At 38.6% G+C, this 25,345-nt stretch carries 24 protein-coding genes and 1 rRNA gene; 8 read left to right on the top strand and 17 right to left on the bottom strand.

The window, feature by feature from the left end; genetic code table 11:
- Positions 1 to 47 precede the first annotated feature (47 nt).
- From EZL74_RS12610 to recF, 7 genes are read right to left on the bottom strand one after another with little or no spacing between them, the layout of a single operon-like run.
- Positions 48 to 662: an FMN-binding negative transcriptional regulator gene (locus tag EZL74_RS12610; RefSeq protein ID WP_131477025.1), complete on the bottom strand. Its 615-nt coding sequence runs from the start codon at positions 660 to 662 to the stop codon at positions 48 to 50.
- 49 nt (positions 663 to 711) lie between these two features.
- On the bottom strand, positions 712 to 1,725 hold the full coding sequence (gene murB / locus EZL74_RS12605; protein ID WP_131477024.1) for a UDP-N-acetylmuramate dehydrogenase: 1,014 nt from the start codon (positions 1,723 to 1,725) through the stop codon (positions 712 to 714).
- Between the two features lie 38 nt (positions 1,726 to 1,763).
- The gene (gene asnB / locus EZL74_RS12600; protein ID WP_131477023.1) at positions 1,764 to 3,611 is read right to left on the bottom strand and encodes an asparagine synthase (glutamine-hydrolyzing); all 1,848 of its coding nucleotides are present in this window, start codon (positions 3,609 to 3,611) and stop codon (positions 1,764 to 1,766) included.
- A gap of 2 nt (positions 3,612 to 3,613) precedes the next feature.
- A complete protein-coding gene (locus EZL74_RS12595) occupies positions 3,614 to 4,675 on the bottom strand; it encodes a glycosyltransferase (RefSeq protein ID WP_131477022.1) in 1,062 nt (353 codons plus the stop codon).
- 4 nt (positions 4,676 to 4,679) lie between these two features.
- Positions 4,680 to 5,354: a DUF2461 domain-containing protein gene (locus EZL74_RS12590; RefSeq protein WP_131477021.1), complete on the bottom strand. Its 675-nt coding sequence runs from the start codon at positions 5,352 to 5,354 to the stop codon at positions 4,680 to 4,682.
- A 1-nt stretch (position 5,355) separates the two neighbouring features.
- A complete protein-coding gene (locus EZL74_RS12585) occupies positions 5,356 to 6,051 on the bottom strand; it encodes a rhodanese-like domain-containing protein (RefSeq protein WP_131477020.1) in 696 nt (231 codons plus the stop codon).
- A 36-nt stretch (positions 6,052 to 6,087) separates the two neighbouring features.
- Positions 6,088 to 7,170 carry a DNA replication/repair protein RecF gene (gene recF / locus EZL74_RS12580; protein WP_131477019.1) on the bottom strand — a complete coding sequence of 361 codons (1,083 nt, stop codon included), beginning with the start codon at positions 7,168 to 7,170 and terminating at the stop codon, positions 6,088 to 6,090.
- Between the two features lie 178 nt (positions 7,171 to 7,348).
- Here recF and EZL74_RS12575 point away from each other — a divergent pair, with 178 nt between their 5' ends.
- The 7 genes from EZL74_RS12575 (at position 7,349) to EZL74_RS12545 (ending at position 14,080) form a co-directional block, all read left to right on the top strand.
- The gene (locus EZL74_RS12575; protein WP_131477018.1) at positions 7,349 to 8,143 is read left to right on the top strand and encodes a tetratricopeptide repeat protein; all 795 of its coding nucleotides are present in this window, start codon (positions 7,349 to 7,351) and stop codon (positions 8,141 to 8,143) included.
- 73 nt (positions 8,144 to 8,216) lie between these two features.
- The gene (gene ribH / locus EZL74_RS12570; RefSeq protein ID WP_131477017.1) at positions 8,217 to 8,708 is read left to right on the top strand and encodes a 6,7-dimethyl-8-ribityllumazine synthase; all 492 of its coding nucleotides are present in this window, start codon (positions 8,217 to 8,219) and stop codon (positions 8,706 to 8,708) included.
- Between the two features lie 160 nt (positions 8,709 to 8,868).
- Positions 8,869 to 10,743, top strand: coding sequence for a DNA mismatch repair endonuclease MutL (gene mutL / locus EZL74_RS12565; protein ID WP_131477016.1), 1,875 nt, complete (start codon positions 8,869 to 8,871; stop codon positions 10,741 to 10,743).
- A complete protein-coding gene (locus EZL74_RS12560; RefSeq protein ID WP_131477015.1) occupies positions 10,740 to 11,501 on the top strand; it encodes a rhomboid family intramembrane serine protease in 762 nt (253 codons plus the stop codon). Before mutL ends, EZL74_RS12560 begins: the two co-directional genes overlap by 4 nt.
- Positions 11,502 to 11,541: 40 nt before the next feature.
- Positions 11,542 to 12,402, top strand: coding sequence for a rhomboid family protein (locus EZL74_RS12555; protein ID WP_131477014.1), 861 nt, complete (start codon positions 11,542 to 11,544; stop codon positions 12,400 to 12,402).
- Positions 12,403 to 12,411: 9 nt separating this feature from the next.
- Positions 12,412 to 13,461: an endonuclease/exonuclease/phosphatase family protein gene (locus EZL74_RS12550; protein WP_131477013.1), complete on the top strand. Its 1,050-nt coding sequence runs from the start codon at positions 12,412 to 12,414 to the stop codon at positions 13,459 to 13,461.
- A complete protein-coding gene (locus EZL74_RS12545) occupies positions 13,454 to 14,080 on the top strand; it encodes a CDP-alcohol phosphatidyltransferase family protein (protein ID WP_317125838.1) in 627 nt (208 codons plus the stop codon). The genes EZL74_RS12550 and EZL74_RS12545 overlap by 8 nt, the downstream gene beginning before the upstream one ends.
- Before the next feature lie 9 nt (positions 14,081 to 14,089).
- Here the strand turns inward: EZL74_RS12545 and EZL74_RS12540 are convergent, their stop codons facing one another.
- The 10 genes from EZL74_RS12540 to EZL74_RS12495 all read right to left on the bottom strand — a co-directional run bounded on the left by EZL74_RS12540 (position 14,090) and on the right by EZL74_RS12495 (position 24,422).
- Positions 14,090 to 14,707: a WbqC family protein gene (locus tag EZL74_RS12540; protein ID WP_131477012.1), complete on the bottom strand. Its 618-nt coding sequence runs from the start codon at positions 14,705 to 14,707 to the stop codon at positions 14,090 to 14,092.
- A gap of 84 nt (positions 14,708 to 14,791) precedes the next feature.
- On the bottom strand, positions 14,792 to 16,345 hold the full coding sequence (gene lepB / locus EZL74_RS12535) for a signal peptidase I (RefSeq protein ID WP_131477011.1): 1,554 nt from the start codon (positions 16,343 to 16,345) through the stop codon (positions 14,792 to 14,794).
- Between the two features lie 57 nt (positions 16,346 to 16,402).
- A complete protein-coding gene (dapB, locus tag EZL74_RS12530; RefSeq protein WP_131477010.1) occupies positions 16,403 to 17,107 on the bottom strand; it encodes a 4-hydroxy-tetrahydrodipicolinate reductase in 705 nt (234 codons plus the stop codon).
- Complete coding sequence (locus tag EZL74_RS12525) at positions 17,108 to 17,662, bottom strand: DUF5683 domain-containing protein (protein WP_240034601.1); 555 nt, start codon at positions 17,660 to 17,662, stop codon at positions 17,108 to 17,110. It abuts the gene before it with no gap.
- Positions 17,662 to 18,561, bottom strand: coding sequence for a ParB/RepB/Spo0J family partition protein (locus EZL74_RS12520; protein WP_131477009.1), 900 nt, complete (start codon positions 18,559 to 18,561; stop codon positions 17,662 to 17,664). Before EZL74_RS12520 ends, EZL74_RS12525 begins: the two co-directional genes overlap by 1 nt.
- 6 nt (positions 18,562 to 18,567) lie before the next feature.
- Entirely contained in the window at positions 18,568 to 19,332 is a 765-nt protein-coding gene (locus tag EZL74_RS12515; protein WP_131477008.1) for a ParA family protein, read from the bottom strand.
- Positions 19,333 to 19,501: 169 nt separating this feature from the next.
- Positions 19,502 to 20,383, bottom strand: coding sequence for an SDR family oxidoreductase (locus tag EZL74_RS12510; protein WP_161971734.1), 882 nt, complete (start codon positions 20,381 to 20,383; stop codon positions 19,502 to 19,504).
- A 147-nt stretch (positions 20,384 to 20,530) separates the two neighbouring features.
- Entirely contained in the window at positions 20,531 to 21,466 is a 936-nt protein-coding gene (locus tag EZL74_RS12505; protein WP_131477007.1) for a T9SS type A sorting domain-containing protein, read from the bottom strand.
- 146 nt (positions 21,467 to 21,612) lie between these two features.
- Positions 21,613 to 23,220 carry a hypothetical protein gene (locus tag EZL74_RS12500; RefSeq protein ID WP_131477006.1) on the bottom strand — a complete coding sequence of 536 codons (1,608 nt, stop codon included), beginning with the start codon at positions 23,218 to 23,220 and terminating at the stop codon, positions 21,613 to 21,615.
- Between the two features lie 71 nt (positions 23,221 to 23,291).
- Positions 23,292 to 24,422 (bottom strand): methionine aminotransferase, encoded by a 1,131-nt coding sequence (locus tag EZL74_RS12495; RefSeq protein ID WP_131477005.1) that lies wholly within the window; start codon positions 24,420 to 24,422, stop codon positions 23,292 to 23,294.
- Between the two features lie 764 nt (positions 24,423 to 25,186).
- On the opposite strand from EZL74_RS12495, the gene EZL74_RS12490 reads away from it, so the two are divergent.
- Positions 25,187 to 25,345 (top strand): 16S ribosomal RNA (locus EZL74_RS12490); the annotation flags it as partial.

Genomic DNA, 25,345 nt, shown 5'->3' with positions numbered 1-25,345 from the left:
AAATGAATTATGAATACTGAATGAAGTAAGGCTAATTTTTGAGTTGCCTAAGGGCGGTTCTTTTTCATTTCACGTGCTACAGACAAAGCTTGAGCATCATTGGTTTTTTCTAATTCCGAAATGATATTTTTATAGTTTTTATCGTCGCGGTTTTGCGATAATTTTTTTTGGGCTTCAATCGAAGTAATGTTGATTTCAAAGGCGATGATTCCCCGGGCTTCCCGCATGGTTTTTTCGGATAAATTTTCTACACGAACCGGATTTACTGACTTCGCTTCATACTTATCGACTAATTTTTTGAGCGAATGTACTGCTTCTTCACGGTTCAGGATTTTGACTTTTCCATACACATGAACTGCCAGATAATTCCAGGTAGGCACATTTTCATGGTCGTACCAAGAGGAAGAAACATAAGCATGTGCTCCCGAAAAAATGGCCAGCACATCATCGTTAGTTTTAAAACTTTCGCCCTGCGGATTGAGTTTGGAAAGGTGTCCCGTCAAGATTGGTCTTTCTTCTGCATCAGTATCCAAAAACATCGGAATGTGTGTAGCCCAGAGCTTTCCATCAGTTTGATTGACCAAAATCCCAAAACCGTTTTGGTGAATGAAATTCTGAATCTCCTGCTGATTTTCATTTTTATAAAGTTCCGGGATGTACATCTGAATTGTGAATTATGATGATTGTGAAAGTTTACTCAAACTACCTTACTTATATCACATTGACTTCGGCTTCGATGGCAATGCCAAATTCTTTTAAAACCGTTGCCTGAATGTCTTTAGAAACAGCTAAAATTTCCTGACCGGTCGCGTTGCCGTAATTCACCAAAACCAGAGCCTGATTTTTATGAATTCCCGCATCACCAAAACGCTTTCCTTTGAATCCTGCCTGTTCAATCAGCCAACCTGCCGGTACTTTTACTTCGGTCTCCGAAATCACGTAATGAGGGATTTCGGGATGTAACGCCTGTGCTTTTTCAAAATCAGTTTTAGAAATAATCGGATTTTTAAAGAAACTACCGCTGTTACCTAGTTCTTTCGGATCGGGCAATTTACTTTTTCTAATGGCAATTACGGCATTACTTACGTCTTTCAATGTTGGCGTAATTACGTTTTGTTTTGCTAATTCTTTGGTGATATCACCATAAGAAATGTTGATTTTATGGTTGCGTTTCGTTAGCTTAAAAACTACCGAAGTGATGATGTATTGTCCTTTGGCTTCCTGCTTAAATATACTCTCACGGTAACCGAAACGGCATTCATCTTTAGTAAAAGTTTTCATTTGCTGAGTAGCGATGTGCATGGCTTCACAAGAAACAAAAGTGTCTTTGATTTCAGTGCCATACGCTCCTATATTTTGAACCGGTGTAGTTCCTACATTGCCCGGAATCAGTGACATGTTTTCTAATCCTCCGAAATTTTGATCAATGGTCCAAAGTACAAATTCGTGCCAATTTTCACCAGCCATGCCTTCTACCCAAACAAAATCATCGTCTTCTTTTATAATTTTTTTACCTTTCAAATCGATATGAATGACCAACGCATCGATGTCTTTGGTCAGCAACATGTTACTGCCACCGCCGAGAATGAACTTGGTTTCGTTTTCGTTTTCCTGTAAAACGGTTTTCAATTCGGTTGGGGTATGAACGGCAACAAATTGGCGGGCTTTGGCCTCAATGCCGAAAGTATTGTACTTTTTTAACGAATAATGGTGTTGGATTGTCATAATGGTAAAATTGAGCGTTACAAAAGTAAGCCAAAGATTTAAACGAATTTCTTAAAATAGTTTTTATGCCAAATGTGTAACATGAAAATAGGCATGATGTATGGCATCAGCTTTGAATTTCCTTGTCGCAATTCGGCTACTAATTTTGTTCCGTCCAGATTTTCCAAAAATGGCAGCTCAAAAATCGGGCTTTTGGCAAAAAGATCCAATTCTTCTTTAAAGGCAGGGAATTCGGTTAAGTAAGTATACCAGGGAGCACTCAAACCTATCTTTCTGAAATAAAGAATTTCATCGGGAAGTTTGTTTCGCATGGTGTCTTTCAAAATGAATTTCCCCTTTTTTCCGGTAAAAAACCATTTGTCGTCCAATGTTCCCAAACCTGCGATTAATCGGAAATCTAAAAATGGCTCGCGACATTCGATAGAGGTTCCCATAGTACAACGGTCGTTTCTGTCGAGTAACGAGCACATGTAAGTGTGTTGGTCAAAATATAAAGCCTGTCGCTGCGGATTGTTAGGGTACAATTCTTTGGCTTCCGCTAAAATTTTGTAACGGTAAACGTTGTCGGGCATTTCTTTTTTTCCGTAAAAACGCTGAATATCTTCCGGATATACGTTTGAACCATTAAAAATTACCAAATCATCTACATTATCAATTTTGGAATAGCGAACCAATTTGTCAAATCTTGGTTTTTTGTTGAAACGTTCCATTAAACTCAATCCCGAGACTACTTTCAACAGCGATGGATTTTTTAATGCTTTGTAGCGCACGTAGCCTCCCATCAACTCATCGGCACCTTCTCCCGAGAGCAGTACTTTTACTTTGGGTTTGGCAATTTTGGAAACGGCCAAAAGATGCGGTTCGTTAAGGTGCATCAGAGGTTCGTCTTGATAGTATGTAGATTCTGCTAAGTTTAAAAACAAAGCGTCATTGTCGAGTTTTGTTTGATGGAAGTTATACTTGTAGCTTTCGGTTATTTTTTTGGCCAAAAAAGACTCATTGTGTTCTTCTTCCGCAAAACCAATGTTGAACGTGTTGATGTTTTCAAACTTCTGATGGTACAATGACGACAAAATAGAACAGGAATCAAGACCGCCACTCAACAGCACACCAACCGGAACGTCACTGACCATACGGAGTTTTACCGAATCGAAGAAAGTTTCTTCAAACCAATTTTTAGGGTTGTGTATGGTAGGGTGATTTTGTATTTCTGATTTCAGGTTCCACCATTTGGTGTAAGTTGTATAGCCGTTGTTTTCAAGTGTCATGTAATGTCCCGGCAACACTTTTTTTACTCTGTTGTACAGCGTATTTTCGCCACCGACAAATCGGTTGAAAAAGTATTCATCCATGCCGCTTTCCGAAATTTCTAAAGGTACTCCGGCCGTAAACAATGCTTTTTGTTCGGAAGCAAAATAAATAGAGTTTTGGTAAAATGCATAATACAGGGGCTTTACGCCCATACGGTCACGCGCCAAAATCAATTTTTTTTCTAAAGTATCCCAAATGGCAAAAGCGAACATGCCGTGCAATCGTTTCAAAAAAGCCATTCCGTACAGCTCAAAAAGATGCAGCAAAACCTCGGTGTCAGAACTGGTTTTGAGGGTTATTCCCTTGCTTTTTAGCTCGGGGTAGAACGATTTGTAGTTGTAAATCTCACCGTTGAAAACCATAGCATACCGCTTGTTTTCTGAGATGAAAGGTTGGTGTCCGGCCGCGCTGGTATCAATGATGGAAAGCCGTCGATGTCCTAAGCCAATATTGTCTTGAATAAAATAACCGGCGTCATCCGGGCCGCGGTGCTCCAAGGCATCGCGCATTTTTATGAGTTGATGTTCGTCAACTTTGGTATGATTAAATTTCAGTATACCGTTAATCCCACACATACTTACTTAGTACTTTTCATTATTAAATGGTGGTAGGCATCGGCTATAGTTTTCATATTGATAGCATAATTAGCATGTTCTTCTATAAATTTTCGATTTCGCTCTACAACTGCTTTGCGCCACAGGTTTCTTTCAAAGGCATATTGAATTTCTTCTGCCAGAATTTTAAATTTCCCGTTGGGAATCAGAATGCCGTTTTCGTGATTTCTGATCCAGCTTTGGTTTCCGGGCAAATCGGTTACAAGAGGGAAGCATCCGCTGGCCATGGCTTCAAATAGAGAGGCAGAAACTCCTTCGGTAGCCGGCATGCTGATATAAAAATTGGATTCCTGTAGCAGTTGAGCTACTTCTTCATTGGGGGTTTTTCCTTTAAAAAGAACTTCGTTTTCAATGTTTAAATCAATGGCTAGTTTTTCAAGGGTTTTGCGCATACTTCCGTCGCCAATTATGGTCAGTCGAAACGGAATATTTTTCTTTTTCAGTATACCAAAAGCTTTCAGGATTTTTGCGTGTTTGTACTCGGGTTCCAATGCCCGGGTCACTATTGCGTCAATCAAAGGCTTGTCTTGGTTGTCTTTGAACTGAAAATGAGACAAATTGATTCCTTTGGGCAACACCAAAACTTTACTCATGTCAACATTGCTTTGTTCCATATGATTAGCCATCACTTCTCCCCAGGCATGAATTAAATCGGCTTTCCTGAAAGCGTAATCCTGAAGCATTTTTTTAAAAATAAACAAAGGTGAATTGTGAGGCCAAAGATCGGTGATTCCTTGTTGGGCTATGGCTATTGGTCTAATTCCGGTTAAGGCAGCCAGGAAACCGTAACTGGTGGTTCGCTCGGCAATGACCATATCGGGCTGAAAAGTTTTGGCAATTTTCCGAATGGTAAAAAAGGCCATCAGCAGTTCCATTAAACGGCTTATCCGGCTGAATCCTACACTGCTTTTTTGGAGTTCCCAAGTGACAATTTCAAAGTCACCAAATTCCTTGAGTCCATTCATCCATGTAATGGCATCAGCGCGGTAGGTTTCCCCCAGAAACAGTATTCTTTTTTTGGTCATTGGTTTACTCTTCGGTTTCGAGCGCTCGGTTTAAAAAGTCGTTCAGCGGTTTTAGAGCAATTAATTTTTGAGCCACTATTTTGCTGAAATTTTTGTCGGTAAACAGAGTGTCGTCAATTTTTTCAGAGGCGGTAAAACTTTTCAGTTTTAAAAACTCAATAGCGGGATGATTGGGTTCAAAATCTTTAGGCGCTTTTTTCAGTGTAGTATTTTCGTCGCGTGTTAAGGCGTGGAATTCTTTTTTAAAGTTCTTATCGTTGACAATGGCATCCAAATCTTCGTAGAAAAATGCAATTTCTTTGCGGATTTTTTTCAATTCTTCCGGTTCCGGACACCATACGCCACCGGCTATAAAAGAATTGCCTTTTTCGAAATGCACATAATATCCCGGACTGTTTTTGCGAAATTTGTTTTGGGCCAACCAAACTCCCATATTGGTTTTATAAGGCGATTTGTCTTTAGAAAAACGAATATCCCGATTAATTCGGAAGGTGCAGTTTTTAACCTCCAACGGTTCTAAAGATTGATCCAATGGTTTCATTTCCGCCAACAGTGAAGCGATAAACAGGTGGTAATCTTTCTTATAATTTTCATACCTTTTTTTGTTGGCATGCATCCAATTGGTATTATTGTTTGCAACCAAGTCGTCTAAAAACTGAAGCGCTTCTCGGGTAATCATCTTATAATTGTTTTTTTAAATCTTCTTCTGAAATAAAGCCAACATTTCGCCAAACTTCTTTACCGTTTTCATAAATGATGATGGTTGGAAGTCCTTCTAATTTCATTTGATCTACCAACGTTTTGTTTTCATCGGCATCAAGCTGTACAATTTTTATTTGGTCTTTCAGTTCCGATTGGAATTTTAAGATATAAGGTTTCATTTTTTGACAAGGCGCACACCATTTGGCATTGAAATCAACCATAACACGTTTGCTCGATTTGATCAGTTCGCCATATTCCTGATCGCACATTCCGATAATTTTACCGCTAGGTTTACTTTCGTTAGCCGTATTCCATTTCATGTACCCCCCGTCTAAATTGTAGATTTCGGTAAAACCCAATTCGGCCAATTTATCGGCTGCCTGTGCACTTCTGCCTCCAACTTTGCAATACACGAAAATGGGTTTTGTTTTGTCATATTTCGCAACTCTGGTAGCAAAATCGGTATCAAACCAGTTAATGTTGGTTGCTTTTTCAATATGTCCGCTGTTGTATTCTTCGGGCGTTCTAACGTCTACCAGTTGTGGTTTTTCGTTGCCTTTCAGTTTTTCGGAAAACGTTTTTACATCAACCGTTTGTATAGTTTTGGGCTGTTGTCCCTGGCAACTTGTGAATAAGAAGGCAACAAACAGGAACGCGAATATTTTTGATTTCATAATTAAAATTTTGACGCTAAAGTACAAATTTGCAGCTTATTTGAGTGTAAATATTTTATAACTCTGATGCGTAGTTTTTACGATGTTTTCTGTTCGTTCCGGATGGGTGTCGGAAATGAACAACTGTCCAAACTCTTCCTGATTTACCATTTCAATAATTTTGCTGACTCTGAACTCATCAAGTTTGTCAAAAATGTCATCAAACAGTAAAATGGGTTTTTCTCCGCTTTGCTTTTTAACAAAATCAAATTGTGCCAGTTTCAAGGCAATCAGAAATGATTTTTGCTGCCCTTGCGATCCAAATTTTTTAATAGGGTGGTGGTCAATTTCGAATGACAAATCATCTTTGTGAACGCCTACCGATGTATATTGTAAAGCCCTGTCCTTATTAATGTTTTCTTCTAAAAGCGTCAATGTATCTTTTTCAAACAAATCACTTTGGTATACCAATTGCACCGTTTCGGCCGAATTGGTTATTTCCTGATGGTAACGGTTGAAAATTGGAATAAAATCGTTTAAAAATTCTTTTCTTTTTTCAAAAATGGCTTGTCCTAACTGGCTTAATTGTTCGTTGTAAATACTTAATGTCTCCTTTTCAAAAACATGGTTTAAGGCAAAATATTTTAGCAAGGCATTGCGTTGGCTGATTATTTTTTGATACTGAATAAGATGCTGCAAATAGGTGCTGTTCAGCTGAGAAATAACACTGTCGATAAATTTTCTTCGGGTGTCGCTGCCTTCCACAATCAAATCCCGATCGGCTGGAGAAATGATTACTAACGGAATGAACCCGATGTGATCCGAAAATTTTTCATAGAGCTTTCCGTTGCGCTTCAGTATTTTCTTTTGGCCTTTTTTCAGGCTGCACAGAATTTGTTCGGAGCGGTTGTTTTTTTCGAATTCGCCGTCAACCACAAAAAACTCTTCGCCGTGTTTAATGTTTTGCAGTGCCAGCGGATTGAAGTAACTTTTTCCGTTAGCCAAATGATAAACCGCATCCAGTATGTTGGTTTTACCCATACCGTTTTTGCCCACGAAGCAATTGATTTTGGAGTCAAATTCGAAGGTGGCTTCCGAAAAATTTTTGTAATTGAGTACTGAAATTCGCTTTAAAAACAATTTGGTTTTGTTTGAAATTAATGGTTGAACACTTTATTTATGAGGAGAAATGTTCGTTTTTTTATAGACAATCCTCATGCATTAAGTAAAGAGGTGCAAATTATTCAAAAATATCGACAAAAATAGCTTTCATTTATCAATAAAAATTTTATTTTTGCCCACACTAAATTAAAAATAGATGGCAACTTTTAACAAAAGAGGATATAAAGCACCAAAAGAAAAAGAAGAAAAAGGCGTAAATACATTTGTTGATGATATTGAACAAATTAATGTAGACGAAAAAAACAGTGCTACAGCAAAAGCATTCGATACCTTAGATCAAACTGCATCAAAAGCAGAAGATTTTGTTGCCAAAAACCAAAAGTATATTTTGGGTTTCCTTGGCGCTGTAGCGGTGGTTACAGTTGGTTATTTGATGTATCAAAAATTCATTGCAGAGCCTAAACAACAAGAAGCTGCTGATGAACTATTCGTTGCTCAACAAAACTTCCAAAAAGCCGTTGAAGGCGGAGCTAAAGCAGATTCGCTTTATAATTTAGTATTAAAAGGATCAGAAGGAAAATTTGGTGTAGCTAAAATTGCAGAAGAATATTCAGGAACCGATGCCGGAAATTTAGCTAATTACTACGCCGGTATTGCTTACTTAAACACCAAAAAATACGCTGAAGCCATTACAAGTTTGGAGAAATTTTCTTCGGATGATATCATGTTAAGTACTTTGGCTAAAGGAGCTATCGGTGATGCTTATGCTCAACAAAACAAACAAAAAGAAGCTTTAGAGTGGTACATCAAAGCGGCTGATGCCAGCAAAAATGATTTTACCCGACCAAGATTTTTACTAAAGGCCGGTAAAACGGCTTTGGCAATGGGCAATAAAGCGGATGCTGTTAAATATTTCACAGACATTAAAGACAACTACGAAGCCTCTCCAGAAGCACAAGGTGTGGATGCTTTGATAGGATTAGCTCAATAAGATTACGAATTACGAATTAGGAATTACGATTGATTTTAATTCATAATTCATAATTTAACATTCATAATTATTTATGGCTACTGCAAATAAAAATTTATCCAATTACGATAAAAATACAATCCCAAACGCGAAGGACTTTCGGTTTGGGATTGTTGTTTCAGAATGGAACGATCACATCACGAACGGGCTTTATGCCGGAGCCGAAGCGGCTTTGTTAGACTGTGGTGCTTTGCCCGAAAACCTGATTCGCTGGAATGTGCCCGGAAGTTTTGAATTGGTATACGGAGCCCAAAGAATGATTGTTACTCAAGAAGTAGACGTGGTTATTACCATTGGTTGTGTCATCAAAGGCGAAACCATGCATTTTGAATTTGTATGCGAAGGCGTAACCCAAGGCATTAAAGATTTGAACGTGCAAACCGATGTGCCGGTTATTTTCTGCCTGTTGACCGATAACTACGAACAACAATCGATTGACCGAAGCGGAGGAGTTCACGGTAACAAAGGGACTGAAGCCGCCATTGCTGCTATTAAAATGGCAGAGTTGAGAAGAAAGACTATGTAGTAAATCGTCTGTTTACAGCATAAATTGAAGCCTATTCTTATGTGAATAGGTTTTTTATTTTTAGCCAATGATTAACAGTAAATCCGATTACTTTTTGCTTAAATTTGCTTACTCTGGTTTTACCACAGATTAAAAAATACTGAACACAGAATACTAGTAAATGTCAAGCATAATTCAATTACTTCCCGACCACGTTGCCAACCAGATAGCCGCCGGTGAAGTGGTGCAAAGACCGGCTTCGGTTGTAAAAGAATTGTTGGAAAATGCCGTTGATGCCAACGCAACCGACATCAAATTAATCATCAAAGATGCCGGTAAATCCCTGATTCAGGTTATCGATAACGGAAAAGGAATGAGCGTTACCGACTCGCGTTTGTGTTTTGAGCGACATGCTACTTCCAAAATCCGTCAGGCCGAAGATTTGTTTTCATTGCATACCAAAGGGTTTAGAGGCGAAGCCTTGGCATCCATAGCGGCTATTGCTCATGTAGAGATGAAAACCAAGCAGGAACAGGAAGAGCTTGGAGTTCATATCATTATTGAAGGCTCAAAATTTGTTTCGCAGGAACCGGCGGTTTTACCCAAAGGAACTTCATTTGCCATAAAAAATTTATTTTTCAATATCCCGGCACGACGCAATTTCTTAAAATCGGAAACGGTGGAGCAACGCCATATTGTTGACGAGTTTCAGCGTGTGGCCATGGCACACCCGAATATTCATTTTACGATGTACCACAACGGTAGTGAAATGTTCAACCTGCCTATATCAAATTTCAGACAACGCATAGTCAATATTTTTGCCGGTAAAACCAATGAAAAACTGGTTCCGGTAAAAGAAGAAACCGAGATTGTCAACCTGCATGGCTTTATCGGGAAACCCGAATTTGCCAAGAAAAGCAGAGGTGAACAATTCTTTTTTGTTAATAATCGCTTCATTAAAAGCGGTTACTTGCATCATGCTGTAATGGCTGCTTATGAAGGTTTGCTGAAAGACGGCGCCCAACCGAGTTATTTTTTATACCTAGAAGTACCGCCGCATACCATTGATATCAATATTCATCCTACCAAAACTGAAATCAAGTTTGATGATGAACACGCTTTATATGCCATTTTGCGTTCGGCCATCAAGCACAGCTTAGGACAGTTTAACGTGGCTCCGGTACTCGATTTTGATCGTGATCCTAACCTGGATACACCATATCAATATCAAAACAAGGAAGCTGAATATCCGACCATTCAGTTTGATAGTACATTCAATCCGTTTGCCGATGACTCGAACGATAGGGAACTGGCGAAGCAAAAACCAGCTAAGGCTTTCGCTGCTCCATCAGGATATCGAAAGGAAACTCAGCCCAGTTGGGAAAGTTTGTATGTGGGTTTAAAACAAGCAGGGCAGGAGGTTACAGAAATGACTTTTGAAAACGATGCGGTATCTTCCTCTTTATTTGAAGAAAATGAAATAGAACAGGAAGTTAAGCGAACTTACCAAATTCATAAAAAATATATCGTCAGTCCTATCAAATCAGGGATGGTGATTATTAATCAAAAACGGGCTCACGAGCGCATTTTGTACGAAGAATTTTTGACCAATATGACAGTACACCAAGCCTCAAGCCAACAAATGCTTTTCCCGCTACAATTGTATTTTTCGGCTGTTGAGATAGATTTGATTAGAGAATTGCAACACTCGTTAGAAAACACCGGTTTTCTTTTTGAATCCATTACTGAAGACAGTATTGTTATTTCGGGTTTACCTGTCAATGTGACCGAAAGTGAGGTTTCTATCGTTTTGGAAGAGTTATTGAGTGATTTACAAGACGGCATTCCGGACAGCAGTTTTTGCCAGAATGACACCATCGCCAAATCGATGGCGCGCAGTTTGGCCGTAAAAACCGGAACGTATTTGACCGAAAGAGAACAGGAAAACTTGGTGCACAACCTCTTTGCCTGCAAGGAACCGAATGTGTCGCCTTTTCAAAAACCAACTTTCATTACGATGAGTGTGGAAGATTTAGATAAAAAATTCAGCTTATGATGCGCATGACCGAAACTGTTAAGCAGTTACTGATTATCAATATTATATTTTATATAGGCTCAAATATAGTGGGCGATGTGGCTTATCAATTGTTTTCACTGTATTATCCGAGCCACCCGAATTTCAGGATTTGGCAACCTTTGACCAGCATGTTCATGCATGCCGCTATGCCCAATTTTATGCATATTTTGTTCAATATGTTTGCATTGGTTTCGTTCGGCTCAGCATTGGAACATTTTTGGGGTCCCAGAAAATTTCTTTTCTTTTACATTTCCTGCGGATTAGGTGCGGCTTTATTACACACCGGTTTCAATTACCTGCAATACCATCACGCCTTGGAAGCCTTGCAAAATGCCCATATTCCTGATGATGTTATTGCTACCATTTTGAAAGAAGGGAAATACAACGAGAAGATTGTAGAAATGGTGCCGTTATCAACCTTGGAACAATTTTATTTTTCATTTAATGTACCGTCACTTGGTGCTTCGGGCGCTATTTACGGATTGCTGACGGCCTTTGCCTTTATGTTTCCCATGGCCGAATTGGGGATTATGTTCATTCCTATTCCAATCAAGGCCAAATATTTTGTGCCGGGATTGATTGCGGTGGATTTATTTTTAGGATTTCAAGGCAGTTCGCTTTTCGGGAGCGGAGGAACCGGAATTGCTCACTTTGCCCATGTGGGTGGAGCGATAACAGGTTTTCTGATGATGTGGTACTGGAAACGCAATCAGTTTAACAAAAACCGTTGGAGTTAGAATCAGTTGTACAGCAAGTTTTTCAATTTTCCATAAAATTATGAGTATACTAGAAGATTTAAAATGGCAGTATAAAATAGGAGGCATTTCCAATAAGATGATTTATTGGAATGTTGGCATCTTTCTGTTGTCATTAATTTTCTATCAGTTTAAAACCGGGCAGTTTGTTTTTCCAAATTGGCTGCAGCTTGTTTCAGAACCAACAGTTGTTTTGCATTATCCCTGGACGTTACTGACTTATGCTTTTCTGCACGGTGGTTTTTGGCATTTATTCTTTAATATGATGGTGCTGAATTTTGCCAGCCGTTTATTCCTGACATTCTTTACGCAAAAGCAATATTTGGGATTATACTTTCTTAGCGCTGTTTTCTCGGGTTTGTGCTTTGTAGTGAGTTTTTATTTTTTGAATAAAGTTTCGGTAATGGTAGGTGCTTCAGGAGCCATCATGGCACTTTTAGTCGGAGCAACAACCTATCAGCCCCTGATGAATGTACGATTGCTTTTGCTCGGAAACGTAAAACTTTGGCATATCACAGCAGTTCTTCTTTTGTTGGATTTACTGCAAATACAATTAGATAATACCGGAGGACATATTGCTCATTTGAGCGGAGCTCTTTTTGGTTATATTTACATCAGGTTGCTGCAAAACGGAACCGATTTGAGTAGGATTGTAAATTCAGTTTTAGATTTCTTTGCTTCTTTGTTTACCAAAAAGCAGTCTACTCCGTTTAAAAAAGTTCATGTTAATCCTAAAAGACCTGCCGTAAAAAGAGAAAGTAAAATTGTTACCAAAGATAAAACGCAGCAGCAACTTGACGAGATTTTGGATAAAATAAGTCAATCGGGTTATGACAGTCTGACCAGCGAAGAAAAAGAATTTTTGTTCAAAGCCGGCAAATAAAAAATACAAATGAAGAAACTCTCGTGGTTCAATAAAGTTGTTTTTGCGTGTAATATCGTTGTAACGGTATTGACGTTTGTGGCTTATATTCTGCCTTTTTTAGCCCCGAAAATGTTTCCGTTGCTCTCAGTTTTGACTCTTATTTTGCCGTTGTTTTTAATTCTTAACGGTTTGTTTTTCATTTATTGGTTGTTGCAATTAAAAAGACAAGTCATGCTCTCGGGGTTGATTTTATTGCTCGGGATTACGTTCATCAATAAGTTCTACAAGTTTTCCTCCAATGATATCGAAAAAGAAGAAAAAGATTTTACCGTGATGAGCTATAACGTTCGTCTGTTTAATCTTTTTGATTGGATAAAAGGCAGAAATGTAGGCGAGACCATATTGACGTTCATTAACGAGCAAAATCCGGATATTTTGTGCATACAGGAATATTCAGAAAATGCTAAAGTAGATTTGCGCGTGTATAAGTACAAAGCCATTTTTATGGAAGGCAATCACATCAAAACCGGTCAGGCCATTTTTTCAAAATTCCCTATTTTCAATCAGGGTGATTTTAAAATTCCGGAAGCCGGCAACAACATTATTTTTGCCGATATTAAAAAAGGAAAAGATACCATCAGAGTGTACAACATTCATTTACAGTCAATCAAAATTTCTCCTGATGTTAATGAAATTGAGGAGCATGTTGAGGCCATCAATCAGAGTAAATCACAACAGGTTTTCACCCGCATTCGCGATGCTTTCAAGAAACAGGAACAACAAGCCGAGATTTTAGTCAACCACAAGAAAGAATGTCATTATCCGCTCATCATTTGCGGCGACATGAATAACAGTCCGTTTTCATACATCTATCGAAACATCAAAGGCAACATGCACGATTGTTTTGAGGAAGCCGGTAAAGGATTTGGTCAAACGTATCGCTTCAAATACTATCCGGCCCGTATCGATTATATTTTTGCCGATAAGAAGATGAAAGTAAAAAGCTTCAGCAGTTTTTCACAATTCGAAAATTCAGATCATTTTCCAATCATGACACGTCTTTCGTTTATTGAATAAGTTTATTCGAAATAGCATCAACAGACTGCCCTTGGCATTGATTTATCTGCGGCTGCTTATTGGTTTCTTGTTACTTTTTTTAAGTTACTGCGAAGTAGATAACTACCGGATAATAGCAACCGTTCTTTTTTCGGTTGGACTTTTAAGCGATGTCTTTGACGGCATAATTGCCCGGCAATTGAATGTCTCTACTCCCAAATTAAGGCGATTGGATTCTACTGTAGATCAAGTGTTCTTTATTGCGTTTGCTATAGCTACTTTTATACAATGTCCCGCTTTTTTCGAAAATAATCGGTTACAATTGAGTATACTTTTCGGGTTTGAAGTGATGGCTTATCTCTTGTGTTTTTTGAAATTCAGAAAGGAAATTGCAACACATTCTATAGGTGCCAAAATATGGACCCTATTTCTTTTTGCCACTTTGTTGGAAATAATTTGGCAATGCCAATCGGATGTTTTATTTGCTTTTTGTTTTTGGATCGGATTAGCAACCCGTTTGGAAATTATGGTTATTATCCTGATGATTAAAAACTGGACAAACGATGTTCCTTCTGCCTATCATGCTTGGCAACTCAGACAAGGCAGGGCGATTAGAAGAAATAAAATTTTTAATGGATAGTAAACAAACCTACAGTTGTTGTTTTTTTAAATAATCCAATGCCTGACGGCCTTCATTAAACAGCAGGTCCAGTATGCTTAAATTATTTATATAACCATATTTTTCGCCAAAGACCTGAGTATAGGGTTCAAAGCTTGAAGTGTCTTTTTTGCCATTAATCAAACCTCGGTAGTCTGATTTGTCTGTCACTTCGTGAAAATATTCCGTTGTTTCATCGTAGTCAAACTCAAAGCCCAAACATCTTGACACCACTGACATGGTTTCTAAATTCAAATCCATCAGAAAGGTGTGCTTTTTTTCAAAAATAGGGCGAATATCATCTTCAAAATACTCAAAGAAAGGTGAGGACCTGTAAGCCGCATCCAACGATTTAAAATGTTGTTTTTGCCAATCAAAAGCTGTTTCAATTTTGACATCTTTAATTTTTTGGTGCGCTATTTTGGTATGTTTGATGGGTATGTTGAGCAATTGAACGCCATTCGGACTGTAAATATACATCCGGTTTCGATTGGTTTGTTTTTGAAAATTATCTTCCATTTCAAAAGTTACCACATCAGCTTTGCTCATGGCCACAAAATGGCTAATCGAAGGGAAATAGCTGGGATGGATGATGATATTGTTGCTCATAATTCAATAGTTTGTTTAATGTAAAAAGCCATAAAGCCTGTTAGGACAATATGACTTTTAGAGGTTCAAAAGGATTTTTCAGACTTAATTTTTATCTGCTTTTTTCTTTTTCCAGAAATAATCTCCGATAAAATATAAAATCAATAATCCAAGAAAATATTTGAAATATGATTGTGGTTGCCCGTCTCCACTAACCGTAGTGAATAAGCGTTCCCATCTAATTTTGCTTCCCAATCCGGCACCATTACTATCCCAACTCATCCAAATGAACACCGGTTTTCCAACAATATGGTCTTCGGGTACATAACCCCAGTAACGGCTGTCTTCTGAGTTATGACGGTTGTCTCCCATCATCCAATAGTAGTTTTGTTTGAACGTGTATGAAGTTGCTTTTTTGCCATTTACATAAATGTCATTACCTACGACTTTCAAAGTATTTCCTTCGTAAACTGAAATAATTCTTTTGTAAAACGGAAGCGTTTGAAGATTCAATGCTACTGTTTTTCCGGCTTCAGGAATATAAATAGGCCCGAAGTTATCCGAGTTCCATTTCGGATTGTGAGTAAAAATATTAGGCTCTCCTTCTTTATTTACAATCTTTACAACCGATTTGATTCCGGGTACTTTTCGCAGTGTTTTTGCGCCATCTTCTGTAAGCGCTCTTAGATAAAGAGTGTCTCGGGTTTCATTTTTAAAACCGGCTCCATCTGTAGAACCCACTTGTTTCAGCAGATATTCAAAATCCATAGGTGTATTCATGTCGTATGTAACGAAGTATGAATACTGTGTTTTGGCTCTTTCCGGTAAAATTAACTCCTTACCATTGATGTAAACCGTACCATCCTTAATTTGTAACGAATCACCAGGCGTACCCTGACATCGTTTTACGTAGTTTGACTTTTTATCTATAGGTTTAACGACACTTCTTCCCGAAGTATCAAAAAATTTGTAGACGGTATCTGCCGGCCAGTTGAAAACTACTATATCATTTTTTTCAATTTTTTGAAATCCAGGAAAACGGAAATAAGGCAATTGCGGCCAACTTAAATAAGACTTTGTTTTTATGATTGGCAATGTATCGTGTACCATAGGAGCTGCAACAGTAGTCATTGGGGTGCGGGCACCATAATGAAATTTGCTCACAAACAAAAAGTCGCCTATCAATAAAGATTTTTCCAAAGATGAAGTAGGAATCGTATAAGGTTGCATTACATAGGTATGTACCAAAGTAGCCACGACAACTGCAAAGAGAAGCGAGCTGACGGTGTCACCTGTTTTAGTGGTGGCAATCAAACTTCGGTCGGAGATGTGCTGAACATCCTGAGTATAGTTGATGTAATAAATATACAAACCAAAGGTGAAAATACCTAACCAGGTATCAGCTGTCGAATTTCTCCCGAAGCTACGTAAAGTTTCTACCCAAACCACCGGAAACATAATCAGGTTGATGATTGGAATAAATAACAAAACCGTCCACCAGGTTGGGCGATTGATGATTTTCATCAAAGTGATGGCATTGTATATCGGAACAAAGGCTTCCCATCTTTTTCTTCCTGCTTTTTCGTATAATTTCCATGTACCCAAGCCATGAATAATCTGAACGGCTAGGAAAAATATAAACCAGTGAAATAGTGTCATTTTCTGAATGTATTTGTTTATTATTTTTTGTAATTGGTATGGCTCTGATTGAATTTGTTACTTCAAATCTAAGACATCTTTCATCGAAAACACTCCTTTTTTGCCAATAATCCATTCGGCAGCTACTACAGCACCCATGGCAAATCCTTCGCGGTTGTGTGCCACGTGTTTGATTTCGATGAAGTCAACATCAGAGCTGTATTGTACACTGTGTGTGCCGGGTACGTTTTCGATGCGTTTGGCTTCGATGTGAATTTGGTTGTCGGCTGCTTTTCCTTCTGTCCAAGATTGGTATTCTGAATGAGCAATAATGCCTTTTGCCAGTGAGATAGCGGTTCCACTAGGTGAATCGAGCTTTTGGGTGTGGTGAATTTCTTCCATGGAAACTTTGTAAACCGCACTGAACTTAGCCATCATTTTGGCCAAAAAATCATTCAGTTCAAAAAACAGATTTACACCTAAACTGAAGTTAGATCCATACAGAAATGCTCCTTTTTTTTCCTGACACAACGCTGTCATCTCGTCGTAGTTTTCCAACCAACCGGTAGTTCCCGAAACAACAGGGACACCTTGGTTTAAACAGGCTGAAATATTGATTACCGCAGCTGTTGGTATGCTGAAATCTATAGCTACATCGGCCTTTTCCAATCCGTCAAAAGTATCAGAACTGCTTTTTTTCAGTACAATTTCGTGTCCTCTTTCCAAAGCAATCCTTTCGATTACTTTTCCCATTTTGCCATATCCCAGCAGTGCTATTTTCATTTAGAATTTGTAGTTTAAAGTTAGGCCCACATTGGTTTTGTAATTGATATCGTTTTGGTAAATATCCGGCTGAAAAGAAAGTTTATCACTAACATTGAATTGCAACAAATGTGCATCAACATTAGCATCGACTATGTTCAATATGTAAAAACCAACCGTAACCAAGAGTGATAAATCCCGGTTTCGTTGGTAAAAACGTTGCGCTTGTATCAATCGGTTGTCATCAAGGTATCCGAACTCGTCTTTTTCTCCCGCCAAACGTTGTTTGTAAGCGTCTCGGTATTTGTGGTATTTTTTGTTGTTGGAAATGTAAAAATACAAACTGGTTCCGATAGCCCCGTAAACTATGGGTATTTTCCAGTATTTTTTATTGTAAGCCTGTCCTAATCCAGGTAAAACGGCTGAATAAAAAGCTGCTTTTGAGGGCGCTAACGGATTAATTTCTTCTCTCTTTATGGTGTCTTTGGCAATAATAGCATCAGCAATTTCCTGAGAAAAGGCAGAGTAATTTCCAACAAGAAAAAACAGAACTGTTATGTAAATTACACGACGCACTAACCCTTTATTAATTTGATAATACGGTTGAAATCTTCTTCGGAATGAAACGGAATAGTAATTTTTCCTTTGCCGTTACCGGCTACTTTCACGTCTATTTTAGAACCGAAAAACGTTGCAAAAGCTTTCTTTTGCTCTTCGGCTACGGTAAATGTAGCTCCTTTTTTGGCTTTTGGTGCCGCAGGTTTCAAGCCTTCCTGATAGTTCTTGACTAATGCTTCTGTTTCTCGCACCGAAAGGTTTTGGCTTACGATTTTTTGATAAATATCGGTTTGAACGTCTAAATCTTCAATGTTGATGATAGCACGACCGTGTCCCATGCTGATGAATCCGTCTCGGATTCCGGTTTGAATAATCGGATCCAGCTTTAACAAGCGCAAATAGTTGGCAATAGTAGAACGCTTTTTACCTACGCGCTCACTCATTTGTTCTTGTGTCAATTGGATTTCATCAATCAAACGTTGGTAGGAAAGCGCAATCTCAATTGGGTCTAAGTCATGACGCTGAATGTTTTCGACCAAAGCCATTACCAGAGACTCATTGTCGTTAGCAATACGAATGTAAGCTGGTACGGTGGTCAGACCTACCAGTTTGGAAGCACGCAAACGGCGTTCTCCAGAAATTAACTGGTATTTATTAAAATCTAATTTACGAACGGTAATCGGTTGTATAAGTCCTAATTCTTTGATGGAAGAAGCCAATTCCTGTAATTGTTCTTCATTAAAATTGGTACGAGGCTGAAACGGATTGATTTCTATCGATTCAATATCCAATTCAATGATGTTACCAACAACCTTGTCGGCATTTTTGTCGTCTACGGATTTAATATCGTTTTCCGGATCCTTCAGCAAAGCCGATAATCCTCTTCCTAATGCTTGTTTCTTTATAGCTTTTGCCATAGGGTATTAACTGTTTTTTTTGATAATTTCCTGTGCCAGACTCAAATAGTTCGTGGCTCCTCTGCTGGTGGCGTCAAAGTTAATGATACTTTCTCCAAAACTTGGCGCTTCACTCAATTTTACATTGCGTTGTATGATGGTTTTGAACACCATATCGTTAAAATGCTTCTGCACTTCTTCTACCACTTGGTTTGACAAACGCAAACGCGAATCATACATCGTTAATAATAATCCTTCGATATCGAGGTTAGGATTGTGTATTTTTTGTACGCTTTTGATGGTGTTGAGTAATTTCCCCAATCCTTCCAAAGCAAAGTATTCGCACTGAATCGGAATTACCACACTGTCAGCGGCTGTTAAGGCATTCAATGTCAGTAAGCCTAATGACGGAGCACAGTCAATCAAAATATAATCGTACTCGTCTTTGACACTTTCCAAAGCTTGCTTGAGCATGTACTCGCGGTTTTCTTTATCTACCAATTCTATTTCGATAGCCACCAAGTCGATGTGCGCCGGTACTACCCATACATTTGGGGAAGAAGAAGCTATAGTGGCTTCAGCCGGAGTGTTGCTGTGCTCTAAAACCTGATAGGTTCCTATTTCGATGCTTTCTACATCCAGACCCAAACCTGAACTGGCGTTGGCTTGAGGATCAGCATCAATTAAAAGTACTTTTTTTTCTAAAACACCCAGTGATGCTGCAAGATTTACCGAAGTGGTAGTCTTACCAACACCGCCTTTTTGATTAGCAATAGCAATGATTTTACCCATTTGTTTTTCGTAGATTTTGAGCGGTAAAAATACAATTAATTATGGGTATGTCAAGCGATTTTTGTTAACATTCTGGTAAAGTTTTCCATGTCGAGTTTTGAGCTGCAGTGATGGCTCTCAGTTAATAATTTAGCCAAATGAAACCTGTTTGTGATGGTTTAAATTGAGCCTATTTATTGCCTTTATTTTTTATCATGGCTTCGAGCATATCCCACATTTCCTGTGGAATTTTTTCCAGTATATTGAATTGTCCGGCACCCTGAAGCCATTCGCCACCATCAATTGTAATTACTTCTCCATTGATGTAGGCAGAAAAATCAGAAACCAGATAGGCCGCAAGATTAGCCAACTCCTGATGGTCGCCCACGCGTCTGAGCGGTACTTTTTTGGACATGTCAAACTTTTCAGCCAAGTCACCCGGTAAAAGCCTGTCCCATGCCCCTTTGGTAGGAAAAGGTCCGGGAGCAATGGCATTCATCCTGATTCCATATTTGGCCCATTCCACAGCTAAGCTTCGGGTCATGGCTAAAACTCCTGCTTTGGCAGTGGCGCTTGGGACAACGTAACCGGAGCCCGTCCAGGCATAAGTCGTCACAATATTCAGGACATTACAATTGGTCTGTTTTTGGGCTATCCAGTGTTTTCCGAAAGCCAGTGTACAGTTTTTGGAACCTTTCAGTACAATATCAATTATGGTGTCAAAAGCATTGGCGGATAGCCTTTCGGTGGGAGATATAAAATTTCCGGCTGCATTGTTAAGAAGGACATCAACTTTTCCGTAGGTTTTTAAAACTTCGGAAAGCATGGTTTCTACTTGTTCATAATGTCGGACATCACATGGCAGGGGTAAACATTTTCCGCCGGTTTCTTGTTCCAATTCGGATGCGGTGGTTTTTAGCTTTTCCAAATCGCGTGAAGTGATGGCTACTTTTGCGCCCAATTCCATAAAATACTTGGTCATGGCTTTGCCTAAGCCGCTTCCTCCACCGGTTACTACAATTACTTTATCGGCCAGCGCATTGTCGCGTAGCATTTTTGCTGAAAAATTCATAGTCTTTGTGTTTTAACTTCGTTCTGTTTGAACAAAGGTCTTGAGTGTAAATATATGAAACTAAATGCACCCAAAAAAATAAACCGGACTACAGCAAGGCCATAATCCGGTTTCCACAATTAATTGATTCTAAACCAACTGAATGTTCTATTTTTTGATGAATTTTTTAGTGATTTGCCCCAATGAGCTGTTTATTTTCAGAAAATAAATGCCTGAACTTAATTGGCTGACATCCATAGAGTAAATGTAACCTGAGTCTTCCGAAACAGTATTTTGTTTCACCACTTTTCCCTCAATATTCATTACTTTATAATTCACTTCTCCTTGGGTCAATCCCTTGGTGTCAACATTCAATTCGTTTTCAGTCAAAGTAGGATAAACGGCTATTTTAGAATCGAATTCGTTGTCATCTACCTGTAAAGCATCAAAATTGGTTACCACATTGTCAACAATTAATCGGCTTCCGAAAGTAGGAGTGGAGCCTTCTCGGGCCATTGTAAATGAAATAATTATTGAAGCCGGAGTTGCCGATGAAGTGTAACTGATAGGCTGGTATACATATTGAAAGTCATTGGTGGCCTCCGTTATATTGATGGTTGCATGTCCTATTTCATTGCCGTTGCTGTCTGAAACCGAAATTCTGGCTTGTGCTTCATCGTCGCCGGCCGGTAAAAATTTGTAATAAAACCCAATCATCGAAATGTTGTCGGTTGCTTCAACCGGGATGCCGGGGTTCCAGCCCGGACTGTCTTGTTCAGGATCGCTGAATATGGTGGCCGTTCCCGGAATGACAACATTTTGAGTGAGATTGAAAGCATTTGAAATTTCCATAGCGTAATTACCGCTTTGAGGTTCAAATGAAGCATAAACCATTGACGGGATACACCAAGTATACTGAATATCATCACCCAAGCTTTCTCCGGTTTCCGGATCAAAACCAACTTGTTGCACAAAATTCATTCCCCAGTTAGCAGGAAGAAAATTGGATTTAATATCTTCAAAGTTGCCATTGACAACTTGTGAAAAACTCACGCTGCTTATCATGAGAGCCAGCGTTGTACATAAAAGATAATTTTTTTTCATAGCAATTTTTTTTTGATTGATTTTTGAAACGTGTTTTAGTTTTATTTCTGAAACCAAAAGTAAGAACAAGTTTCAAATTTGGTTTGTTTTTCAGGTAAACATGAGGTGTACATGTTTGTTATTTTCTTGTATTTCAGTGTTTTGTTTTAAACTGAAAGAATAAAGTCTGTCAGGTTTTCTTCGGTGTTCAATTGTAATTTTTTACGCAATCGATGACGGGCTGTCTTGACACTGTCGGGAGAAATGTTTAAGATAGAGGCCATTTCTTTGATTGATAAATTCAGCTTGATGAGTGCGCAAATTTTCAAATCATTATTGCTGATGTCTGGGTATTTTTGTTTTAACCTCGTGTAGAAATTCTTGTTGACGCTTTCAAAATAATTGTCAAAATCCTTCCAATTGTTGTCCTGAATGGTGTATTTGCTGACTAGTTTTTTGAGTTCGGTTTCTGCATTAGGTTCCTTTTTATTGAGAATGGTTTTTATTTCATCCAGCAATTCATTTTTTTCTAACATTTGTATGGTAATGGCACTCAACTGACTTTCCTTGTGTTCCAAGTCGTTTTGAAACTGTTGCTCTTTTAATAGTTTTTGTTCTTCCATTAATACGACCAACTCTTCTTTGGCAGCAAGCAGTTGTTTGTCTCGTTTGTTGATTCTTTTCAAAAAGAAAAACAAGAAGGAGAAGACCGTAATTAAAATAGCTAAAACGCTTATCAATAAATAGTTGGTCAGTTTTGTGACTTCCTTTTCGGCTGAAATAAGTTTTAGTTTTCGGTTTTTTTCAGACACTTCAAACTGTACTTCCAGACTTTTTTCAATTTGTTGTTTTTCGGCCGAATAAAAACTGTCCTTCAGCATGATGATTTCGCTTTGTAACTGGCTTACTTCTTTAAAATTATTTTGATTTTTTTTGATGTCAATCAACGTTTCAATGCTTTTGATTTCAAATAGCTTGTCACTCAGTCCGATAGCTATGATTCGCGCATTATTGCAGTAATTCTCGGCTAGGGTAAAGTTTTGTTCAAAGTCCAAATGCCATTTTCCCAAGGCAATCAGAGCCATGATTTGTGCCTGTTTGTTTTCGGTTTTTTCAGCCAAGTCCAAAGCCTTTTTGAAATAGGTAAAGCTGATTGCTTTTTGTTTTTTCTTCTTAAAAAGCTCTCCTAATTTGCAGTATGAAGTGGGTAAGTAGGCAATGTTTTTGGCTTTTTCAAATTCAGTTAAAGCCAGTCTGTAGTACTTTTGCGCTTCTTCATCTTTGTTTTGTAATTCATAAATGCTGCCCAGGCTGTTATAGGCAAGTCCCAAAGTACCCGAGGAGTCATCCTTGTTTTCCAATTCAACAATAACTTCTTTACTCAGTCGCAGCGCATCATCGTATTTTTTTTGTCTGCTGTAAATAGTACTGATGAGTTGAAGACATTTATACCTGCCAATGGTGGCTTTTTCCTTATCGGTCTTTTCCAAATTGTGGTATTCGTTTAGCGATTTGGTGGCAAACTGCAGTCCTTTTTCCAAACTGGAACCATAAGAACATATTCCTAAATAAAAGTACGATTCCGCAATGTCTTTGCTGTTTTTCTCTTTTCGGGCTTTTTCATTGGCTTCCCAAAAATATTGATAGGCTTTGTTCTCGTTGTCTTTGATGAGTTCGTTCCAGCCTTTCTGAATCAGTTTGTTGTCAGAAGACTGGGCATTGATTTTACCCACAGTTAAAAGCAGTAGTACTAAAATGGTTCGGAATGCATTCATGTGTCAAAAGTACTTTATTTTTAGAGTGGTGGTTGATAAAATCAGGTTGACAACACGTAAACAATCTGTTGTTACCGTAGTTTTTCGAGTCTTTTAGTGGCTTCAATTAATGTGGAGTCATCCTTGGCAAAACAAAATCGTATCAGCTTCAAATCTTTCCCGTCCGGATAGAAAGCAGAAATCGGTATAGTGGCTACTCCATAATCTATAAGCAGTCTTTTGCTGAAATCCAAATCGCTTTCTTCTGAAATTCCGGCATAAGAAGCCACTTGGAAATAGGTGCCTTCACAAGGTAATAACTCCAAAGGACAATTCTTCATCAAGGCTCTGAAAAAATCTCTTTTTTGCTGATAAAATTTTCCAAGCGCACTGAGGTCCACCACATCCAAATACTCCGAAAGGGTCGCCTGCGCAACACTGTTTACACTAAATACCAAAAACTGATGCACTTTTTTGATTTCCCGCATCAATGGTTCCGGTGCGATAACATAACCAATTTTCCAGCCTGTAATGTGAAACGATTTTCCAAAAGAGGAAACACTGATGCTGCGCTCCCAAAATTTCGGACGTTGATGAATTGAAAGGTGTGCCTTTTCAAACGTGATGTATTCATACACTTCATCACTCAATATAATAAGGTGCGGATTCGCCTCAGCCAATGCTTCCAGTCGGTCAAAATCTGCAGCAGTCCATGTTTTGCCGGTAGGATTGTGAGGATTGTTAATAATCAGCATTCGGGTGTTGTGGTTTACCGCGGCATTTATCGCCTCCCAATTTGGCGTGAAGTCATCATGCAACGAAACGTGAACCGGCTTGGCGTTACACAATAGGATGGGGGTTTCGTAACAATCATAACTCGGATCCAAAATCACCACTTCTTTCCCCGCTGCTACCAATGCCTGAACCGCGGCAAAAATACCTTCTGTTGCGCCGGCCGTAACCAATACTTCTGCTTTAGGGTCTACAATCCGGTTATACGATTGTCGGGTCAGTATTGCTATTTTCTCCAGCAACGGACTAAACCCAGCCATAGGCGCATACTGGTGTACGTTTTCTTTTGCCTGTTTAGACAAAATTTCAGTCAATCGTTCATCTACTGTAAAATTAGGAAAACCTTGTGACAGGTTGATGGCTCCGTATTCGTTTGCCAGTTGCGACATCACCGTAAATATACTCGTGCCTACATGCGCAAGTTTAGACATATATAATAGTATAAATATAAAGGTTAAAAATACAGTTTAAATTTTAAATTCAAAATCAGGAGCGGTACCGCTACCTTTATTATGGAGCAATCCTCCCGCTGTCCGTTATATCTTTTTTCTTGATCAAGAAAAAAGGATGCCACTCCCATCGGGGCTATCAGGACGATTGGTTCTGCTCAGTACTATATATATAGTAAAAGAATTTTCCCCGAAACTTTGTCGAAAGCCACCAAACCAACATTCTTAAAAGTTACGCAAAACAGATTTTTCCCGATAAAACGGCTGTTGCACCACAATTGCAGGCAAAAAGTAATAGAATTGAAATCGTTCCACAAAGTGGTTTCGTTTCGTTTATTCAATAAATACCAATAAAATTCAGCTACAAAAACCGATGAATCAGATAATTAAAAAAAAAGGCTAAAAAATGGCATAAAAGATTTGGATTGGGAGAAAAAAGATTTCTATATTTGCACCCCGCAAGAGGGAATAAGTTCTTAGAAAAACCTGGTAAAAGAGTAGAAAAAAATAAATTTAAAAATTATTTTCATTTTTACTTGCAGGTTAAAAAAAGATGCTTACTTTTGCACCCGCTAACCGAAAGAGAGGCGAATAAGTAAAGAATAGACGTTCATAGACATATTGAATTGACAGCCGTCTTAGAAGAGATTTTAAGACAAATAAAAAAGAGAGTAAGAGAATCGAAAGATTTGAACAAGCCTAGCCTTTGTCTATAAAAAAAGCTGCTTTAGTGCAGTAAAAAATATACGATGAAGAGTTTGATCCTGGCTCAGGATGAACGCTAGCGGCAGGCCTAACACATGCAAGTCGAGGGGTAGAAGTTACTTGTAACTTTGAGACCGGCGCACGGGTGCGTAACGCGTATGCAACCTACCTTTTACAGGGGAATAGCCCAGAGAAATTTG

The organism is Flavobacterium silvisoli (assembly GCF_004329815.1).
Classification (GTDB): Bacteria; Bacteroidota; Bacteroidia; order Flavobacteriales; family Flavobacteriaceae; genus Flavobacterium; species Flavobacterium silvisoli.
The sequence above is the reverse complement of the archived record's forward strand: the minus strand, read 5'-3'. Positions and strand labels throughout refer to the sequence as shown.

What these genes read in the sequence shown, in the direction of transcription:
- EZL74_RS12610 (WP_131477025.1), bottom strand. Translation starts at nt 662, where the DNA reads ATGTACATCCCGGAACTTTATAAAAATGAAAATCAGCAGGAGATTCAG.
- murB (WP_131477024.1), bottom strand. Translation starts at nt 1,725, where the DNA reads ATGACAATCCAACACCATTATTCGTTAAAAAAGTACAATACTTTCGGC.
- asnB (WP_131477023.1), bottom strand. Translation starts at nt 3,611, where the DNA reads ATGTGTGGGATTAACGGTATACTGAAATTTAATCATACCAAAGTTGAC.
- EZL74_RS12595 (WP_131477022.1), bottom strand. Translation starts at nt 4,675, where the DNA reads ATGACCAAAAAAAGAATACTGTTTCTGGGGGAAACCTACCGCGCTGAT.
- EZL74_RS12590 (WP_131477021.1), bottom strand. Translation starts at nt 5,354, where the DNA reads ATGATTACCCGAGAAGCGCTTCAGTTTTTAGACGACTTGGTTGCAAAC.
- EZL74_RS12585 (WP_131477020.1), bottom strand. Translation starts at nt 6,051, where the DNA reads ATGAAATCAAAAATATTCGCGTTCCTGTTTGTTGCCTTCTTATTCACA.
- EZL74_RS12575 (WP_131477018.1), top strand. Translation starts at nt 7,349, where the DNA reads ATGGCAACTTTTAACAAAAGAGGATATAAAGCACCAAAAGAAAAAGAA.
- ribH (WP_131477017.1), top strand. Translation starts at nt 8,217, where the DNA reads ATGGCTACTGCAAATAAAAATTTATCCAATTACGATAAAAATACAATC.
- mutL (WP_131477016.1), top strand. Translation starts at nt 8,869, where the DNA reads ATGTCAAGCATAATTCAATTACTTCCCGACCACGTTGCCAACCAGATA.
- EZL74_RS12560 (WP_131477015.1), top strand. Translation starts at nt 10,740, where the DNA reads ATGATGCGCATGACCGAAACTGTTAAGCAGTTACTGATTATCAATATT.
- EZL74_RS12555 (WP_131477014.1), top strand. Translation starts at nt 11,542, where the DNA reads ATGAGTATACTAGAAGATTTAAAATGGCAGTATAAAATAGGAGGCATT.
- EZL74_RS12550 (WP_131477013.1), top strand. Translation starts at nt 12,412, where the DNA reads ATGAAGAAACTCTCGTGGTTCAATAAAGTTGTTTTTGCGTGTAATATC.
- EZL74_RS12540 (WP_131477012.1), bottom strand. Translation starts at nt 14,707, where the DNA reads ATGAGCAACAATATCATCATCCATCCCAGCTATTTCCCTTCGATTAGC.
- lepB (WP_131477011.1), bottom strand. Translation starts at nt 16,345, where the DNA reads ATGACACTATTTCACTGGTTTATATTTTTCCTAGCCGTTCAGATTATT.
- dapB (WP_131477010.1), bottom strand. Translation starts at nt 17,107, where the DNA reads ATGAAAATAGCACTGCTGGGATATGGCAAAATGGGAAAAGTAATCGAA.
- EZL74_RS12520 (WP_131477009.1), bottom strand. Translation starts at nt 18,561, where the DNA reads ATGGCAAAAGCTATAAAGAAACAAGCATTAGGAAGAGGATTATCGGCT.
- EZL74_RS12515 (WP_131477008.1), bottom strand. Translation starts at nt 19,332, where the DNA reads ATGGGTAAAATCATTGCTATTGCTAATCAAAAAGGCGGTGTTGGTAAG.
- EZL74_RS12510 (WP_161971734.1), bottom strand. Translation starts at nt 20,383, where the DNA reads ATGAATTTTTCAGCAAAAATGCTACGCGACAATGCGCTGGCCGATAAA.
- EZL74_RS12505 (WP_131477007.1), bottom strand. Translation starts at nt 21,466, where the DNA reads ATGAAAAAAAATTATCTTTTATGTACAACGCTGGCTCTCATGATAAGC.
- EZL74_RS12500 (WP_131477006.1), bottom strand. Translation starts at nt 23,220, where the DNA reads ATGAATGCATTCCGAACCATTTTAGTACTACTGCTTTTAACTGTGGGT.
- EZL74_RS12495 (WP_131477005.1), bottom strand. Translation starts at nt 24,422, where the DNA reads ATGTCTAAACTTGCGCATGTAGGCACGAGTATATTTACGGTGATGTCG.